Here is a 19269-nt window from a genome sequence, read left to right as displayed (position 1 = left end):
TTTTAATTATACATCTCCTAAACCATCCCCTTCCTCACCTTACTAATCGTATGCCTAGAGCATCCCAAAATATTTTGAATCTGAGAGTAGGTCTTGTTCATTTCAAGAAGCTCTCGGATTTTTTCTTGCAGTTCTAAATTCTCAGGTCTGCCTTTGTACTTTCCTTCAGCTTTGGCTTTTTGCACTCCTTCAGCTTGTCTACGTTTACGATCAAGGTAATCCTTACGAGCCGTTGCAGCCAAAATATCCAACATCATTCCATTGACAGCAGACATCACCCTTCGCTGAAATTCATCTTCTGTTTTTACGAAAGTATGAGAAGTAGGGAGATCCATAGAAATTACCTTCAACTGATTTTCCAAGATGATGGATTTTAGCTTCTGCCAATCGTCTTCTGAAAGTCTTGTGATCCTGTCGATCTGCTCGATGAGGATGGCATCTCCTGGTTCTGCTAAATCCAACAGTCTAAAAAGTTCTGGTCGCTGAAGTTTGGCACCGGATTCATTTTCTATGAACCAACCCGAAACTTTCAATTTCAGTTTTCTTCCAAATTGTAATAATGATGCTTTGGCTCTGTTGGCATCTTGGTCTTTGGTGGAAGCTCGAAGGTAGGCGTAAACTCTCATTTTGACTCAAAAAGTGTATGTATATCGTATTACGAATGAAACTGCTAAAAATAGCAAAAAACCACATAAAACAGTGCATTTTACATGGTTCTTTAAATATAGTGCATTATACATATAAAATCAATAATAATGCACTAGGTTTTAGATAGTGCTTTAAAGGTATACTTAAAGTGAACTGTAAAATTAATTTGCAAAAAAAATGAATAATAAAAAGTTGGACTGTTAAACTAAATTTCGTCGTTGAAATACTGAATAATTAATTTAAAAATGATAATATGAAGTACCTTATTAATAACTATTACGATAAAAAGAGAGATAGGAGAAATAGGTTTTACATGATATATTCTCATTAAATGAGAAAAATTATTTTTTTTACATAAAGTTTTTTTTAATTTAAATATTTGTTAATAATACATGTGTTACTTTTTAAAATAGACATTTTGAAACAAATTAAATTTATCCAATTAATTGTATTACTTCTAACATTTACTACTATTCAAGCTCAAGACAATCCGATTACTTGTAAAGATGCTGAAAAGCTAATTACAAAATCTTTATCAGAAAGCTATGACCCTGTTATAAAGTATATTGAAGCTCAAATTGAAGCAATGAAAAGTGCAAACATTGATCCATGTAAATACTACAATGTTGCTGTAAAAGAAGTTGAAGATTGGTGTGCTTATTTGGAAGTACTAAAAAAGTCGAAAAGAGAATCGATTGTTAATGCTGTAGATGAAATTGATTGTCTAAATAACAATACAGAAGTTACCGCACAAAATGTTTTGAATAAGGCTAATGAAATAGGCGTAAAATTATTAGAAAGACATTTAGGTTTAGATTTACCAAAAAAAATGTTTTATGTAAGTTTATTAGATATTCAAGAGCATGGTATAACAGGAGGAGAAAATAGCTTGATTAATGTATTCAAGAGTCAATTAGATGATTTTAAATCCTCATTACCAGAAATTGGAGGAGGTGTTAAAGTACCAACGACTACACAAGGTTTACCTGAAATAAAAATAAAAACAAACAAACATGGATTACTTGATATTCCTATTGATTTAGGTATTAAGTTTTAAAATAGATGAGGCTTGTTCATGATACTGAATTTAATCACAATTCTATAAGTGAATGTTATTAATAAACCATTCATTCATAAAGAGGCTGTCTCATAATTAAAAAATTGAAACAGCCTCTTTATTTGTATCTTATGATTATAGTGAAGAAAACTTTCAAACCGCATTCACAGCATCAAACAACCTTATTTCCAATGGAGTTAGGAAGTATGATTCCTTAAGGTCATCCTGTACGTGTTTTAAATACTGTGATTGACTCTATTGATCTTAGTATTTTATTAAAGGATTATTCATCTATGGGAGCAAGTAGTTTTGATCTTAGAATGATGTTGAAGGTATTGACCTATGCTTACCTAAATAATATTTATTCAACACGTAAGATTGAAAATAGCCTTTCAGAAAATATACATATGATGTGGCTTTCAGGCATGCAACAACCTGATCTTATTACAATCAGTCGTTTTTGTAGCTGTAAATTGTCATACTTGTCCAATACATAGCAGGTGTTTTTAATCAAAGTAAAAGTATAAGAATCGAGAAGTATCGATCAATCTAAATGCTAAACGTCTTCGTGATAAGGCCAGAAAAAATCTACTTAGTAAAGAGGGAGAAAAGTTGAGAAAACAGCGATGTGTAGAAGTAGAACAGATGTTCGGTCAGTTAAAAGGAAATAAAAATTTCAAAAGGTTCTTCCTGAAAAGTCTTGATAAAATCGAGATAGAGTTAGGCCTTGCTTTCATGTCCATGAATATCATAAAATATGTCAGAAAGCTCCAAAAATGGCTAAAAGAAGGTATATTTTTACATATTCTTCATTTTAGACTTCAAAAAAGAGCTATTTAATTCAAAATATTTATACAAAGCTAAAAAAATGTGGAAATAAAAAAAGAGACCGATTCATAAACTAGTTATGATATGGCCTCTTTATAATTATTATTTACCCACATTCAAGATAACCTATAAATCCGCCATAGCTAATTATATTATCATGTGAGATTTTCTTGATTATTAAAAATGATCGTTGTGAAGTACAATTACAAAAAAATAAAATCATTATAGAATATACGATACAATGAATACAAGACAGTTTATGTTACATATTTTCATAGCATTTTGAACATAATCAACGTTTGTAAGAACTTTAATTAATGCAATTTTGAAATAATTTAATGTTTAAATTAAAAACATATTCATTTTAGAATGAAAACAGCTTTTTTAACCACATTAGATACTTATGGCGGGTTTATGAAATATCTTGAATGTGGGTATTGTTGTTTTCATGTTAATTTATATAGCGGTTTTAAAGAATATCTCTCACCTTTATTTTTTAGTTGTTTATCAAAATCATAAAAAGTGAAATTTAACCATTTTAGTTATGGATTTCTGTACGATAAATTATTATTTTTAAAACTTAAAAAAAAATGATCAATGTTCATTTCTTAATTTACAAACACATAACTTCCTTTCGAATGATAAATAAATTAACTGTCATCGTCTTTTTTTTATTGAATTCTTCATTCAGTTTTTCTCAAATTTGGAGTACAGTTGAAGGTAAAGATGAATTTGGAGACTTCAATGGTACCTATTCTTTAGTTTCACCACAAAAGGGTACCTTTTCAAATACAGCTTCCTCAAATGCAGAGTGCACACATATAATTAGTGTTGAAGTTAGAGTAAATGGTTTTTTTATCAAAATAGCACCATTAGAATATAATAGTTATATGAATCATACAAATACTAACAAGTATATCGAGTTAAAGATAAAAGATGATAAAGGAGAAATTCATAAATATGATTTGTTAGATGTTACAAATGGGACATATTTTATAACTGATGAAAATTCTAATGATGTAATCAATTTATTTAAGACTAATAAAGTTTTAAAAACTGTTTTTTATAACGACAATACTGTTTATAAGTCTCAAATAGTAACAGATAATTTCACTCAAGTATTCGAGCAATTTAATAAACTGGAATATGTTAATAATATAACAAAGAATTATCCAAACATTCTAGATAGAAAACCTAAAAAAGGAGATATAGTAATGGTCACAACTAATCTTACTAGGAATGGACTCTTAGTTGCTAAGGCTGGACAAAAATTTATTTATGTAAAAAATAATGGTTATGCTCTAGCTAAAGTCAAAAATCTTGATGGTTCAAAGTTTGAAGGCTTATATAATATGTATGTTTTTGTACCAATGAAACAGTAATAATGGCATTCATTCATTGATAGTGATTGACATAGCAAATAAGGGTTGGGGATAAAACCTGATCCTTTTTCTGAATATTATCTTCCAAAATCAACTATCTCTCAAATGTAGCGATCAACCACCTCACAGGAGACTTATTTTGTGCATTCCAGGACGAAAACATCTTGGATATTCAGAGTATTTAGAAGTAACTATATTCGGCTCACTTACAACTGAAATTAATAGTAAGTAATATTAAAATAATAGGTTATTTTTTAGACTTTGATAAAGAATCAAAAGCTGATTTAATAATCAGGTTATCCGAGGTAAATGCAATATTCTTTTCAAGTAAAACAATCAACATTTGAAATAGAGAAATGGCTTTCTATGATGGTAATTTCTTTTCCCTAGTTGGTACAACAAATTTTAAAGGATTTCTTATGGATCGGTTGTTATATGAAAAAATAATTATTGAAAACCATCTTAGAATGATTATGGATTAGATGGTTTAATTTAACCTAACCCCTTCCTCTAGTTTTTAATTCTTGCAATTTTACTTTTAAGGCTTCTATTTTTTGTTGAGCAACAAAATCATTTTGATTCTCTGCCAATTTTATTTTTTCCTTTTTAATGGCCTTCAATATTTCAAAGGCACTTCCAAAGTACTTATTCTCAATTTCTACTATTGTTGTATTCATCTTAATTTATATGTCTGTTTTCTCAAATAATAAGATATAAATAATTTTTATATTACGCTTAGTAAAGCACAAATATCTTTATTTGTATATTAGCTTTACAAATCAACTATCTCTCAAATGCTAGCTATCAACCACCTCACAGGAGGCTTAACATTCACGGCCACTTTTTGTGCTTTCCAGGACGTAAACATCTTTGAAAAACCAGAATATTTAGCACTAACTATATTCGGATCCCTTGCACCAGACATCGATAATACAAAGTCGATCATTGGAAAAGTATTCTATCCAATAGCCAAGAAAATTCAAGAACATTGGGGGCATAGAACCGTAACTCATAGCTTTTTGGCTTGTATTGTTTTTACAATGTTATTCGCCACCATTCAAGCAATGACAGGTGCGGAGCATCTTACTACAATTGCCTTTTTCTCTTATTTATCGCATCTCATTTTTGATATGTGTACCAAATCAGGTCTACCTTTTTTCTATCCTTTGAATCGTTATAGATGTGTTCTTCCTGCAAATCCAAATCTTAGATTGAGAACAGGAGATATAAAGCAAGAAGCCATCGTATTTATGTGTTTTGTGGGTTTGAATCTTCTTTCCGTTGATCTTGTAGCGAATGGTTTTTGGTCTACTTATAATAAAGCTTTTTTGACTTTTGCTCACCTTCAAAGAGAGCTTTTACACAATCCAAAACCGTTAGAAGTAACGATTCAAGAAAAAAGTACGGGAAAAATTAGTAAGGCTTATGTAGTTGAAGCAGGAACAGACAAAGCAATGCTTTTGGATAGTGTCCATTTTTTTGAAGCTTCTACGATGAATGATAAGATTTTAGATTTTGAACATATAGAAGGAAAGGAAATAACAGAAGTGATTTTTGAGCAAGTTTCTGTAGATAGTGTCAATCGATTAGTCGTTGGTAAAAATGTTCTTGAAGCAAAGATTTTCGGTGATAAGGAGTTTAGCTACAGACATGAAATATTAAGAACAGCGACAAGTATCAATATTGAAATGACTACTGGATTGATGTTATATGAATTGGTAGATATTTCTGAAGAAGAAGACCTTCAAATAAAATTGCTAAGGATTAAAATTTTTGAAGAAAGAGGAAAAAAGATGGATAGTAAGTTCGAATTAAAGGACCTAGAAATAGAACTCTCCAACCTTGAAGAAGGCTATGATAACTTATCAAATTTTGAGAAGACGAAAGCTATCAAAAAGATTAAAAAACTGAAGGATAAGATTAATGATTTTGAAATCTATGAACCTCAAACGAAAGAATATGAAGCTAAATTAAGTAAGCTGAAAAATAAAGAGATTGTTCCTACGAAGTTTAGTGGGGTGGTGAAAACCATAAATTTTAAAGAATGATTAATAGTAAATGGAATTCAAACCTGGATAGACTAAAACAGACTATTGATGAGATTAAAAAGGAAACTGAAAAATTAAATAATAATGACCACTAACACCCAAAAGTACTTAACTATTCAAGAGCAAAAAGAACTTCTCAAAGCAGTTGCTCACAATAAAAAATATCTTTGTATTGTCACTCTAATGATGCATTGCGGTCTAAGGGTTTCAGAAGTAATAAATATCAAAGTCAGTGATGTTGATTTTAGAAATAAAGTAGTTGCTGTAAATTCTCTGAAAAAAAGAGGAAAGGATGAAATTAGAGAGATACCGTTGTCTGACTTTCTCTATGATATTCTAGTAGATTATTGTACTTCTAGAAAGTTCAAGGCTGATAATTTTCTTTTCTGCAATCAGAATAAAAAGCCAATAACCAGACAAGCGGTAAATAAATACTTGAAAGAACTAGAAGTATCAAATGCTTCTTTAACAGGAATTGGGATCCATCCGCATAAACTTCGACATACTTTTGCAACGATGCTCAGGACTCAAGGAGCAGAAGCAGAAGATATCAAAGATGCTTTGGGGCATTCGCAAATATCTACATCTCTGATCTATGCTCACCAGGAGCCAATCAAGTTGAAAGAGTTGGTTTCTAAATCAACAACAGATATTAGAACTGACAATATTTTTCAAAGAATATATAAAGCCATTTTTAAGCGAGAAAAACGAATTCCTAATTTCGCTTATGTCAATACTGAAAGAGTTTTAGTTGGTCGAAAAAATGAGGCGAAACAAGTTGCTGAAAATATCGCTAAACAAGTAAATACAATCATTCTTGGAGATGCTGGAACCGGAAAGAGTTTTCTTCTAGAAAGTGTATTGCAATCTTTTGATCAGAAGGTTTTGGAGTTCGATGATGCAAAGGCTTTGAAGCGAACGCTGACAAATACAATTCTCTATTTACTTCAAGGTGATAAGGAGCAGTTTCAGTTAATTGTTTTTGGGGATGTATTGGACGATAAGCAGCAGCGAGTAAAATTGTCAAAAGACAACGTTTTGAACTTGGCAAAAATCTTAACGCAAATCACTGAAAAGAATGAGTATATTTTAAGTTTCGAGAACTTAGATCAAATTTCTGCAAGTAGTGTCCAGGTACTAGAAATTCTTTCTAATCATTTTGTGGTTGTTGGAACGGCTAGAAAGATTCCTGTTTCAAAAAGTACTTTCGTCTGGAACTATGAAAAGGTAGAAGTGAAAAACCTGGACCGAAAGGCTTCTTACAATCTCATCTATAAGATGACCTACAAGATTGATGCTGATATGACACATCTAAAGCAATCCGTTTTTGATGCTTCTCAGGGCAATCCTAGAATGATTGTTCAGCTGATAGAAAGGATCTCAAAAGAAGCGAAAATAACAAGGGAAGTGATAACGGAAATCACAGAAACTTATACGGGTAGAGAGCTAAAGCAAATCGACATGAGTATCTACTTTTTATTAGCCTTTGGAGGGCTTGCTGTATTGCGTTATCTGAGTGCTGAAACGGGAAATGCATCGATGCGATTTATAGGCGGATGCTTCATGATTTTCATGCTTTTTGCACGCTATTTTTTCAATTCATTCAAAAGACAAAATGTGTAAACCTATGGCTTTATTTTGTAAAGACGATATCGCTATTTTGTCAACCCCCCGTACCCCCCGTTCTATGTGTTTAAAGTATTCTTATAAAGTTTTAGGAATAATATTCTGTCTGATATGTCTTATAAATTGTAATTCATATTCTCAAGAAAAAGATATTTATGAGTTAGAAAATTTAGATTCTTTGGAGAGTAGTTTACATGGATTTTATCACAAACTTTTTGAAGCAGAATTAACCGAATGGAAAGCAGATGGAAAAGGGAGAGTTTGGCTTTATCTTCCAGACGTAGGAATACAATTTGGATTACCAAGTGTGAACCTATCAACTCGACAAATTAAACAAGCAATCACAAAGGAAAAAGATAGAAAAAGAAAACTAGAATCCATCCGACAGAAACTAGAAATTCAGCTTAATGAAGAGATCATCCAGCTACGTCAAAAACACAAACTTTATACTTTCAAATTGGAGTTATTACAACTTGCTCAGGATAAACAAAAAGTAAGAAATCAGATATTTGAGATCTATGAAGAAGCCTACTCCAAAAAAGAAATGGACCCACTCCAATATCTAAAATACAACCTGGAGAAATACACCGATGAAGAAAGGTTCCTGGTTATGAAAAATGAGATCTTAGAAATTAAAGGAGAGATAGAGTATTTGGCAAAATATAATCTTAGTACTTATAGATTAGTAGCTAATTAAAAATAAAGAGTTAGAAGCATCTAGCATGAAAAAATAAAAATCAGTGACTAAGTTTTTTTGGCTTTGAGGGCCAAAAACTTTCTCACACTTTTTTATTTTTTTCTATAATATTGAAAGAGAAGCTTTTCACACAAACAAGGGAACCAAGCCCACCCGCCACCCAGTATTTTTATTATATTTGCTTTAAAACTGGTATCAAAATAAACAAAATGAAACACTTTTATTTTTTTCTATTTACATTTCTAATTTCATATTCTTCATACTCACAAAAAGTCATAGAAGAATATGATCAATTTGAAGACTTTAAAAGAATACATTCATCTAAGAAAGTTTTAGGTGTAACTCAATTAAAGGTTGAAGCTATTATTACAGAGTCAGATACTTTATATAAAGTTATGACATCCGTTATTAATTCAGGAGCTATAATAGATGAGAAGCAACCATATAAAGTAATTCTTACAAATGAAAAAAAATATGACTTAGAAATATTAAATGCGAGTGTTCCTTCTGTATTTGGGTCTGGTCAATATATCTCATCAATGTCTTTTCAAATAAAAAAATCAGACTTAAATGTATTCATGAATTCAGCAATTAAAACTGGTAGAATATATTACATTAGTGATACATATGATAATCTTAATGGAGGTGCTGTAACGACACATCTAACTACTTATTTAAAGGCTGTATATAATCGTGTAAACGGTATAGATACAAAGTCAACTAAGAAAAAGAAGAAAAGGAAAAAAGCATAGTAACTCACCACCTTTTCATTTCCCTCACAAAACAGTAACCACAGATCAAAGATTTTATAAAACAAAAGGCTCTGAATATATCAGGGCCTTTTGTTTTATATATATTTCATTAATTAACAGATTGTTATATTTTTGCCTACCGCTTTTGTATTATAAATAATTCAAAACAAACTATTACACGATCTCACTGCACGATCGATTCTAACTAAATACCAACTACTATGAACATTCATATCAACGAATCATTGCCAGACAGTTATTCTATTTTTGATAACACCCTATGGAAAAATGACCAGCTCACAGTAAGAGCTAAGTTTTTGTATCATTATTTAGCCAACAGGCCAAAAAATTGGACTATTCAACAATATGATCTTCGTAAAATATGCGGAGACAATGGAAAAATGCTAGGAGAAAAATCAATGCGACAACTCAATAAAGAATTGATTGATGCTGGCTATATGAAACTTGAGTTTTCTGTTTGTCCTGATAGCAAAAAAGCAAAAGGAAGACATTATGTTTTTTCTAATAAACCAATCTTCAAAAAGAAAAATGACAATGCTATTCCAGAGCTAGTTGCTGATTTCAAGGAAAAGGAATCAAAAAGCGATATAAAACAAGGAAATACCGAACCGGCAGAAAGTGCCGTTTCGTCAAACAGCCATTCTGAACGAACCGGCACTTTGAGGAAGCTCGATAATAGCGAAGTTCGTAAAAGTGCCTCTATTAATAATACTAGAGAACTATTAGTAAATAATAAGAACTTAAATAATAATAAAAGCTTAAGCTTAAAGCTTTCTATTGAAGATTGTTTTTCTTTTTCGGTTAAGTATGTAGCAGATAATAAGCTGAACATCAAAATTGATAAAAATAAGATTCAGGACTTTATCGACTGGTACAATAATAAAGAAGCTTCTTTTAAAGCTGAATATACTTGGCAGGATGCACTTTCGTACCGAATAGTAAACCTAACTAGTCTTATTAGAGAAAAGGCTGTAAAGGAAGATAAAAAGGCTTCTAAGGAAAGTCAGCTTTTTAAGCTGAAATCAATGCAAGAATTTAAAAAGTATTGCGAGAAAAAAGCAGCTCACAAAAATTTCTATAAAAAACTTTCAATGAAGCTTTGGAAGGATGCAAAACAGGATAATGAAAATTATAAATTATTTATGCAGAAAGCTTTCAAGTTGATTAAATCTCAAATCGTACTACAACGTAGTTTTGATAAAATGGAAGTAGTCATTTGTAGAGAACTAAATCTCTAATAAAAAATAACCCTCAACCTTGTTATAAACAAGGAGAGGGCATGCTTAACGATTCATAACACAAGTATAAACCTTTGATTTTTAGGTTACAACTTGTGCATTGTGTTATATATTTTATCTGTAAAAATATTGATTTTAAACATTTCATAATAATGATTGGGTAACATAGAAACTGATGAACTGCTAACAGGTTACAGACCTTTTGAATAATTCTCTGATTATGTTCGTAGAAATAGTAAAATGAATCCTCAGCAGGTTCACCAAAAAGAAAAATTGATGAAGAAGGCAGTAGGAACGCCTTTCTTCTTTAAAGATAACTAGTATGGTCTGTCATAGACTATGAATCGTTATAGCAGTACCCCCCCCTTGACTTTGTTGAGGGGGTTTGTTTTTTATTCATTTCATTTTCCTGGTATGACCAAATTATATTTGGATTCTAAATAATTAAGATGATGATTTGTATTCCAATTTTTTTTACTCATATCGCAAGTTACAAACTTACCAAGTTCACGTAATTGTGTTTTAAATTAACTGTTGTTTTTTGATTAAATTTACTATTGGGTTTAAATTCTGTATTTATACATTTACCTCTATTACTTCCCTCTGTTATTGGATTTATAGGTCTAAATATAATTTTAATATTGAATTTTTCTTGAATGATATTATCCGTGACTAGTTTTAAATTATTTATAATGCTATTTATAGCATTAGGGATATTGTCAATTAAATAAAAGCAGTTCACATTATTATCATCGTTTTGATCTGCTCCTACTGTTATTGAGGTCCCTCCATATGAAATGCCACTGAAAAGTTATTTAAACCAATAAAAAAGAGAGGATTATTTCAATAACTCTCTCTTTATATTTTACATTAAAATGTAATTACTTTTAATCCTTTAGCTATGAATTTTAACTGATTTGAATGTGATGAATTGTAGAAATAATTATTATGTGGTGGTGGTGGTGGTGTAAACTGAATAAATGCTTCTGTACCAGGAATCCATTTTACAGGTTTACCTCTATAATTTTCTCTATGCATTTCATTTCCTTCTTTATCTTTAAAAATAACAATAAAAGCGTTTGTTACAGATAATTTGTTATTTAGATTATTAGTATAAACGACTTGCAGTTTACCTTGTATTGATATATATTTTTCTAAAAACCAATCACAATATCCAACATTCATGTTTATAGGATTTTTAGAGTGGATGATCATCCTCTTATAAGCTCTACCAAATTTATTCTCAGTTAAATTTATATCAAAAATTTCAATCCTATTATCTCTAACAAATTCTTTTGAAAGTGCAGGAGGGGTAAACTCTATAACTTTACTATCTTCTGGATCTAGTTCATCGTAATGCATTTCTCCTAAAAGGATTTTTTTAACAGATCTTTCTAATTCTAATTGTTTTGTATTACAGTTTTCTATATATTTTTTTAAGTTCTCAAGTCCACTTTTATTGTCATCTAAATATGAAATTCCTTTATCTTCCATATAGTTTTTAACTTCTTCTAAATTAAATTCCGATTGATGATTAAAAACATATTTAGCACTATTCAATTGTACAGTATTAAATTCAATAATACTATTTGCATCTTCAATTTTAAACTTAATTTCAGTATCTGTGTAACTGACTTTTTTTAAATCTTTGCCAAAAACATCAGTATATTTCTGAACTGTAGAAGATACAAAGAGAGGGTTTTTCCTTAATTCTTGAGGGAAATTAATCAGATATTCTTTAAGAGTCTCTAAATCATAGGATGTAGGTGTAACTGACGAACCATATTGAACGAAAAGAACATCTTTTGCTTCAGATTCTTTTAATAGATTATTTAATTCTGATGTTGAATACTTTAATGATGCTTCATTATTAAAATAATTAGCTATTGCCTTAATTGCAATAGAAGACTTTTTCTTAGATTCTTCAGTAGAAGATTTAAAAGAATATATGATGGCCAATTTACCTCCATATACTTTTTTAACTACGAATGCATCTCCATAATATGGAATAAAATTTTCAGGATTTCTTTTCGCAACCCTTTTTGCTTCATCTGTTAATTTTAGATTTGTAATCCATGGACTTTTTTGAGGATAAGTAATATCACAGTATACCAGTAAATATTCTGAATAATTATTTACTTCAAAAGTATTTATTTTACTGTATTGACTAGAAATTTTAGAGCTAGCACCGAAAAACTTAAAAGATAATGCTGTTTCAATATTCATATTTAAAGCATCATAGATATCTTCTTTTTTTGTTATAATTTTTGCTTTTATTACGACATTTGCACTCGAAAAAGCTGTATCTAGTTTAGGTAGTGTAAATTCAATAACACTTTTCTCACTATATTTTACTACTCTACCTACAGTATTTACACCAGAACCATAAGGTAGATTTTGATCGTATGTTTGTGCAGATACAACAATAGTAGAGAAAAATATAAATATAAATAATAATTTTTTCATAGTAATAGCTTGTTAGTTTAATATATTAAAAATGTATTTCAAATTTTTTATAACAATAAATAAACCAAATACTTTATTAAAGGATATAACATTAAGTGCAATAGGAATAAAGAAGATTTATAAATCAACAACTTAAAAATATAGGAGTTTGTTAATGTTTGTGGAATTTCTACTATTTCAATCTATGTGCTTACATAATTCACCAATTTTCATCTAATATACTATTGTTTGTAATATATTAAATTGTTCAGCAATATCCCTTTTGTGTAAGGGTGATGGAGGGTCCTCTTTCTCGTTGAAAATGTATAGTCATTCTTTTCTTCTAATAGGGCATTACAATACTCTAAAACATCATCAAGATTTTGCTTAAGTTTGTTATTTTCTTCTTTTAATCTGGCATATTGATCTAGCCAAAGTACTTTAATACCTATTTGCTTATTCATAATAAAAAAATTATAACGTTACTATCACCTTCTTCAAAGTATGCTTATTAGGAAAATCCTTTCCATCCTTCAAAGCCATTCTAACATTATTTACCTCTGGCCAAATCTTCCAACTCGGATCTTTAGCATATCTTTCAAGAGCCGTTTTAATTACATCTTGTGCCAAGCCAATTTCAGTTAATCGAACCTGGAGCTTATTTAATTTTTCCTTAAAATCTGCAGGGTAATCAATAGCTTTTTGCACAGGCTCAGGTTCAACCTTTACACCTTCATCAAATGGAATATCGATAACCTCTTTCACATTCCAAGCTAAAGAAAATTCATTGATGCTTCTACCTAGTTTGTGTGGAACAAGAGTAACATTCAAATTCGTTTTTTCATTGATTGAAGCAATTGCAGGAGTTAATACTTTCTCTTTCAATTTGGAAAAAGTCTTATAGCTAACACCTAATTTTTCAGACATCCAAGACACTTTAAACCTCCTACTAGTATACTTATCTACACCTTGTTTTATCAACTCAAAAACTCTTACAGTATACTTTCCTTCCAAATCATGAATATCACTATAGCCGTAACCCGTATACCCTTTTTTAGTGTACAGTTCTTCAAGGACCGATTTAGTAATTTGAAAACGAATAGTAGAAGATCCTTTTATCAATTCAATCTCAGGGAAAATATTAGTCCATCTTTGAGTATCCATGTGTTCGGCTCCTTCGTCTGGCTTTCTTTGAGCCATCGATAAATTTTTACACGCCTTAGAAATGGTCCTGTACTGATCAGACTTTACTTTATCTACTCCTAAAAATTCTCTGATATTAAACTCTACCCAATCATCAGAAGATTGAACTTTTTGTTCCAGTGCTAAACCAAAAGCATATCTAGAAATCTTAGTTTCAATTTCAGACAAAGGCACAGCTTTAGTTTCGCTTTTAGCGATTTGCTCACCTCCTTTAATCATGTGGTTTGATTGCCTAATCTTTACTTCCTTTCTTTTAACGATTTCCATAAGTCTACTTATTCGTTGTAGTTAAACTAGAGGTTTTAATAGCCAGTTGCTTTTCTTAAGTCTCTATAAATCCTAAAAATGTCACTGATTTATCAGCTCAAACAATATTACTCATCAAATTTAGTATTTCAAAAGAAAAAATGACATTTTTAGGGGTTTTTTATATCATTTTTGGGACCCATAGTGACAAATAAGGGTTTTTAGTGACATTTTCGGGATAATTGTGACATTTTTAGGATGATAATGACATTTTTAGGATGATAAGTGACAAAAAAAGGATTTTAAATGACATTTTTAGGATTCTTAGTGACATTTTAGGGATTTTTAAAGGGTTTAATCTTCTAAAAATCAATTAGTTATAACTACTACTAATTAACTAATAAAACAATAATAACAATACTCCCATTATTTATTCATTTCTTTTAAAATTAATTTTTTGATTAAAAGTATCATTTTTGATACTTTATTTGTTTTATAAATAAAAACGTGAAATATTGCGGTATCATATAATAAACTTTGATAACTGAATGAAGTTAGTAATTGACAATATCAAAAGAATCAGAAAGGAAAAAGGGATTTCTCAAAAGGATCTTTCTGAAAAAACAGGAATTCCGCTTGCGACTTATAAGCGCATTGAACTTTCTGATGGAGATGTAGGATTAGCAAATTTGAATAAAATTGCGGCTGCATTGTCTATTGATATTGATACATTGATGAAGAAGCCATCAATTGTGATTACTGTTGCGAATACAAAAGGTGGCGTCGGTAAATCTACTTTCATTGCACATTTCGCAAAATATCTAAGTCAAGTTACAGATAAATCAATCTGTATTTTGGACTCAGATGTACAACAGTCAATTGCTAATATTCATAATGAAAATAGTGTAGTTGATGTACGATCATTTATGAAAGGAAAATCGAGTAATGAAATCATCGATTATCAAGACGAAATCAACGCACTAAAAGAAGAGTATGATATAATTTTAATTGATACCATTGGATCAAGTGAAGACCTTTCATTTATACAGACTGCTATCAATTTATCTGATATTCTAATTACTCCATTCCATATTACAAGAATGGCAATTATGGAAATGGGCGTAATGGCTCACCTAATAGAATATGCGAATAAGAAAAAGGAAAAGAGAAATCAGGACCACTTAAAAGCATTTGCTATTGCGAGTCATGTTGTCAAAAACTCCATTGAATCAAAAAGTTTAAAGTCACTTGATTTTGGAGATGATATAACGATTCTAAAAAATATGATTCATCATTCTTTAGATTACCAAAGAGCTGATGATCTAGAAGTAATATTAACGGTTCCTGGTGATGGTCATGAATTTGATATTTTGATGCAGGAACTTAATAAATCTATCAATTTATTCTAAGAGTAATTCTACTAAGAAACCTTATACTAAAATGCCAAAACCAAAAGTTAACTTCAATCGTTCTGTTGGAGCCATTGCTCAAAAGAAAGCAAATATTGAAAGAAGAGTAAAAGAGGAAGAAGCGGAAGAGGTTGAAAGATTATCTATTTTCAAATTAAAAGCTTCTGAAATTACGATTCTTCCAGAGCTTGAAAAATATATTCGAAAGCAATCAGAAGACGAAGCAATTCAGTTTAAGGATTCCATTAAAAACGAAGGGATAAGAGATAACCTTGTTATTACTTCAATTGATGGTAAGAATGTTTTAGTAGATGGACACCATAGATTCAGAGCAGGTCAAGAAATAGGAATCAATGATTTTTCATTAAAGAAAATTGAACTTGCTTCTATTGATGATATAAAACTATGGATGCTCAAAAACCAACTTGGAAGAAGAAACTTAACGGATGCCGAGAGAGGAGATATAGCATTAAGCATTACAGAGTTTTTGACTGCAAAAGGATTAGAAAATAAGTCTAAAGGAGGTAAAAACGAAGATTTTGCAAATTTGCAAAAAGTTAATTCTGTAAAAGAAGCATCTAAAATAGCAGGTATTTCTGAAGGGAATATTTCTAAATTGAAGAAGCTTAAAAAGGAAGCACCAGAAGAAGTTTATAGCCAAGTTTTAGCAGGTGAAAAGTCTATTCATAAGGCTCATACAGAATTAAAAAAACATCCAAAACTAAAGCAATCATCATTGCAAGGTAAATTAGATGTAGATGGAATTAGAAAAGAAATAAAGAGTCTTTGTAACCTATCAGTTCCTTTTCTTGAATCTGCTCAATTTATACTATCATCATTTATCAAAGAGTCAATCAAGGATTATAGAATTTCTAAAGACTATATGAAAGATGTTGAAGAAGCATTAGAGATTCTAAATAATTCAGGAATCTTAAAAGATGATGTGTATGTTTCTCGATTGGAGTATTTCTATAATAAAACGATCAAGATGATTAAGAATAGAATGGATTACCCTGATTATCATGATGCGATTGATGATTTTAGAGAAAGAGCACATTCTGCTTGGGATAAATATACAGAGATACAAAGACTTGAAAGAAAACTTAGTAAAGCTAAAGAGCAAGCAAAGTCATAGATAGAAAAGAAAAAATCTACCGAAGGACGGTAGCACTATATATAAAAAAGAGGGAATCGCACGACCAAGCACAAACTCCCTCAATAACAAAAATTGTTATGGACAAATCTACAAAAAGAATTCTATTGTTTCATTGTATCATGGAAGAAAAGGAACTGTCATACGGTTCCCAGTTGCATAAAGAATATGCGATGCGACTTGCTGATAAGTGGATCAAGGAATGGGAAGAAATGGTTAACGGGTCTTTGAGAGAGGCTTGTTAGGAAGGAACTGAAGCACCAATAGAGCAGTCTGTTGGTGTTTTTACTTACTCTAATAAAAACTTAATTTTTAGTACTAAGATAATATGATTTCTATAGATACAATACAAATTTTAAATGATACCATTCAAATAACAAGTGATACTTTAACTCAAAAAGTTGAAATTATTAATTTCCCTATCAAATCTAAACTTAGGTTTTATGAATATCCTTGGATACCTAATCTTATTTCATCATTAAGCCTTTTAGCAACAATTGGGTTGTTTTTTTGGAATAAATCAGATAGTAAAAAGACAGAAAGAATGAGGAAAGAATATGAAGATCAGAGGGAGAAAGAACGTAAAGAGTATGAAAATATAATAAAAAATGAAGGATATAAATATGATGAATATAGACGTAGAAAAGAAGAAAATTTCCAACAGAAAATGCTTGAAATACAAAAACAAGAACAGAAACATAATTGGATTAGAGATAAGGTATATAAACTATGGGAAGATGGGTTAGATGGAGAACTTAAAAAGTTAAGGGATTATAACGATAATTATCAATCTAAATTTAAAGAAAATTTAGACTCTATCAGATCTACTTCGGATTTTCATACATATAATATAAAGCTTAAGCAAGTATTTAAAGAGATAAAGAAGGTTGCCATACTATTATCTTTAGAGGAAAAAATTGAAGGGTTAGAAAAGGATTTTGAATCTTTACATGCGAAAGCTAATTTAAAACATGATAATGAGGCTAGAGAAATATCAAAGAAGCATAAAGGACAAGATAGTTGGAAAAAAGAGTGGAATATCAAAAAGAAAATGTACTTAGAAGAAGTTAGAGAATTTCATCCAATAATTGAATCAAAAATTAATAAAATAGAAGATGTTATAAATAGTACTATAAGGATATAAGTAAAATATTTAAGAATAGATATATACACTTTACAGGAAAGTATCCTTTTAATTACTCCCTCCTCACGCACCCACGCATTACTGCACTGCACTCCATTTGGCTAACGCCTGCATCTCCGTTCCGTTTGTCGCGGGGTACATTCGTCACTCGTGTTTTGGTAGGAGTAGCCGTTTACTAGATGTTTTGATGAGTAGGAGCCTTGAAGTAATTTATCAAAAAACGATGAAGCAGTAGTCAATATTAGGAGGAGGAGGAAAGTTTCGAAGCAAGTAGCTAAAAATAGCGAACTATAATGATCCACTAAAAAGCATTAAAACGCTTATTAGCTCGCCATTATAGTTCACTTCCCGACCCAATGCAAGCCATAAAGCAGCGACTCCAAAACTTGAAAGTACACCAGGTAATTTATCGCTTGCTCCAACCCTCCTAACGCGAGGTACTTTCAATCAAAACCACTGCAAACTTGATACAACATTATCTCTCGTACATAGGTAAGTTTTACTTCCCCACCCACCGCAGACTTTATCTCTCGTCCAATCTTTGTCGTCATCCCTAATCACTTGATGGATGTACAACTCCACCGCCAAAAACCAAACTCAAAATATTCCATGCTAAACAAATAAAGCATTCCATCTTTTTCATTTAGTTTTTGGCTCCCACTGTTGCCATTGGTAGTAAAAAGAGCTTCCGTAAACTACAGCACTTTTCACCACCAATCGCTACTTTTGCCCGCCTAGGGCCAACGCACATGCCGGGGCAATCTCCCGTAACAAGTTTTACAACTATACCCACCCTCCGGAGACATTCTACCTCGCGGATAGATACTACCACCCGTATGATTAGTTTAACGGTCATTTACCCCAACGCTCACAAAAGAAATAGCTTAGAAAGAAAATGATCTCAAGAATCAAATCATTTCTTTCTAAGCTATCTCTTTTTCCTTCCCGCTCTGACGTAGTTGGCCATCACCAAAAGGAGCATTTAAAAAATTACAGGCTAAAGAATAAAGCCTTCCATTTTTAGCATGCCCCTTTTGGCTCCCACGTTGGCAGTAAGAAACAAAAAGAGCTTCCGCAGGCTACAGCACTATTTGTTCCTTACCGCCACTTCCCAACCCGTTTGGCGCGAGAAAGGTAGCTACCCAATCACCAGACTAAAAAAAGGAACGTACATCACAGCTGAGATCAAGCCCCCACCTCCAAGTGCTACAAAAGTTTGCATGGAAAAAAATGGCTCCACAAGGGTAAAATAAACAGCTCGTTCCTCGCTGCCCTTGTGGAGCCATTTTTCCCATGCATATATCTTCTTTCGCACCTTGGGGGGTGGGGGCTTGCTCCAGGTGCGGTGTGCGTTCTGTTTTTTTTAGCCTAG

The 19269-nt window shown here is 31.1% G+C and carries 16 protein-coding genes and 2 pseudogenes; 13 read left to right on the top strand and 5 right to left on the bottom strand.

Annotated elements, in window-relative coordinates; genetic code table 11:
- Positions 1 to 17: 17 nt before the first annotated feature.
- On the bottom strand, positions 18 to 626 hold the full coding sequence (locus tag ACXAHM_RS23030; protein WP_474965513.1) for a recombinase family protein: 609 nt from the start codon (positions 624 to 626) through the stop codon (positions 18 to 20).
- Positions 627 to 1066: 440 nt separating this feature from the next.
- Here ACXAHM_RS23030 and ACXAHM_RS23025 point away from each other — a divergent pair, with 440 nt between their 5' ends.
- The 4 genes and pseudogenes from ACXAHM_RS23025 to ACXAHM_RS23010 all read left to right on the top strand — a co-directional run bounded on the left by ACXAHM_RS23025 (position 1067) and on the right by ACXAHM_RS23010 (position 3915).
- A complete protein-coding gene (locus ACXAHM_RS23025) occupies positions 1067 to 1705 on the top strand; it encodes a hypothetical protein (protein ID WP_474965511.1) in 639 nt (212 codons plus the stop codon).
- 230 nt (positions 1706 to 1935) lie between these two features.
- A pseudogene (locus tag ACXAHM_RS23020) lies at positions 1936 to 2202 on the top strand (transposase); the annotation flags it as partial.
- Positions 2203 to 2242: 40 nt separating this feature from the next.
- A pseudogene (locus tag ACXAHM_RS23015) lies at positions 2243 to 2545 on the top strand (transposase); the annotation flags it as partial.
- A 626-nt stretch (positions 2546 to 3171) separates the two neighbouring features.
- Positions 3172 to 3915, top strand: a complete 744-nt coding sequence (locus ACXAHM_RS23010) for a hypothetical protein (RefSeq protein ID WP_474965509.1) — start codon at positions 3172 to 3174, stop codon at positions 3913 to 3915.
- Between the two features lie 497 nt (positions 3916 to 4412).
- Here ACXAHM_RS23010 and ACXAHM_RS23005 read toward each other — a convergent pair whose 3' ends face one another.
- On the bottom strand, positions 4413 to 4592 hold the full coding sequence (locus ACXAHM_RS23005; RefSeq protein WP_474965506.1) for a hypothetical protein: 180 nt from the start codon (positions 4590 to 4592) through the stop codon (positions 4413 to 4415).
- 117 nt (positions 4593 to 4709) lie between these two features.
- Between ACXAHM_RS23005 and ACXAHM_RS23000 the strand changes: the two genes are divergently transcribed.
- The 5 genes from ACXAHM_RS23000 (at position 4710) to ACXAHM_RS22980 (ending at position 10297) form a co-directional block, all read left to right on the top strand.
- Entirely contained in the window at positions 4710 to 5963 is a 1254-nt protein-coding gene (locus tag ACXAHM_RS23000; RefSeq protein ID WP_474965502.1) for a metal-dependent hydrolase, read from the top strand.
- A gap of 84 nt (positions 5964 to 6047) precedes the next feature.
- Positions 6048 to 7586, top strand: coding sequence for a tyrosine-type recombinase/integrase (locus tag ACXAHM_RS22995; RefSeq protein ID WP_474965500.1), 1539 nt, complete (start codon positions 6048 to 6050; stop codon positions 7584 to 7586).
- Positions 7587 to 7767: 181 nt separating this feature from the next.
- Positions 7768 to 8286 carry a hypothetical protein gene (locus tag ACXAHM_RS22990; protein ID WP_474965496.1) on the top strand — a complete coding sequence of 173 codons (519 nt, stop codon included), beginning with the start codon at positions 7768 to 7770 and terminating at the stop codon, positions 8284 to 8286.
- 209 nt (positions 8287 to 8495) lie between these two features.
- Positions 8496 to 9038, top strand: coding sequence for a hypothetical protein (locus tag ACXAHM_RS22985; protein ID WP_474965494.1), 543 nt, complete (start codon positions 8496 to 8498; stop codon positions 9036 to 9038).
- Between the two features lie 221 nt (positions 9039 to 9259).
- Entirely contained in the window at positions 9260 to 10297 is a 1038-nt protein-coding gene (locus tag ACXAHM_RS22980) for a hypothetical protein (protein ID WP_474965492.1), read from the top strand.
- A gap of 870 nt (positions 10298 to 11167) precedes the next feature.
- Here the strand turns inward: ACXAHM_RS22980 and ACXAHM_RS22975 are convergent.
- The 3 genes from ACXAHM_RS22975 to ACXAHM_RS22965 form a co-directional block, all read right to left on the bottom strand.
- The gene (locus ACXAHM_RS22975) at positions 11168 to 12763 is read right to left on the bottom strand and encodes a hypothetical protein (protein WP_474965490.1); all 1596 of its coding nucleotides are present in this window, start codon (positions 12761 to 12763) and stop codon (positions 11168 to 11170) included.
- Positions 12764 to 12984: 221 nt separating this feature from the next.
- Positions 12985 to 13206, bottom strand: a complete 222-nt coding sequence (locus tag ACXAHM_RS22970) for a hypothetical protein (protein WP_474965488.1) — start codon at positions 13204 to 13206, stop codon at positions 12985 to 12987.
- A gap of 10 nt (positions 13207 to 13216) precedes the next feature.
- Positions 13217 to 14212, bottom strand: coding sequence for a RepB family plasmid replication initiator protein (locus tag ACXAHM_RS22965; RefSeq protein WP_474965486.1), 996 nt, complete (start codon positions 14210 to 14212; stop codon positions 13217 to 13219).
- A gap of 527 nt (positions 14213 to 14739) precedes the next feature.
- Here ACXAHM_RS22965 and ACXAHM_RS22960 point away from each other — a divergent pair.
- From ACXAHM_RS22960 to ACXAHM_RS22945, 4 genes are all read left to right on the top strand, one after another.
- Positions 14740 to 15600 (top strand): helix-turn-helix domain-containing protein, encoded by an 861-nt coding sequence (locus ACXAHM_RS22960; RefSeq protein WP_474965484.1) that lies wholly within the window; start codon positions 14740 to 14742, stop codon positions 15598 to 15600.
- 31 nt (positions 15601 to 15631) lie between these two features.
- Positions 15632 to 16735 (top strand): hypothetical protein, encoded by a 1104-nt coding sequence (locus ACXAHM_RS22955; RefSeq protein ID WP_474965481.1) that lies wholly within the window; start codon positions 15632 to 15634, stop codon positions 16733 to 16735.
- Positions 16736 to 16833: 98 nt separating this feature from the next.
- The gene (locus tag ACXAHM_RS22950; RefSeq protein ID WP_474965477.1) at positions 16834 to 16998 is read left to right on the top strand and encodes a hypothetical protein; all 165 of its coding nucleotides are present in this window, start codon (positions 16834 to 16836) and stop codon (positions 16996 to 16998) included.
- 83 nt (positions 16999 to 17081) lie between these two features.
- Positions 17082 to 17897, top strand: coding sequence for a hypothetical protein (locus ACXAHM_RS22945; RefSeq protein ID WP_474965474.1), 816 nt, complete (start codon positions 17082 to 17084; stop codon positions 17895 to 17897).
- Positions 17898 to 19269: the final 1372 nt, after the last annotated feature.

It is taken from the genome of Flammeovirga sp. AWQ4_249 (genome assembly GCF_056161045.1).
Note: the sequence above shows the minus strand (reverse complement) of the source record. Positions and strands in the feature narration are given on the sequence as shown.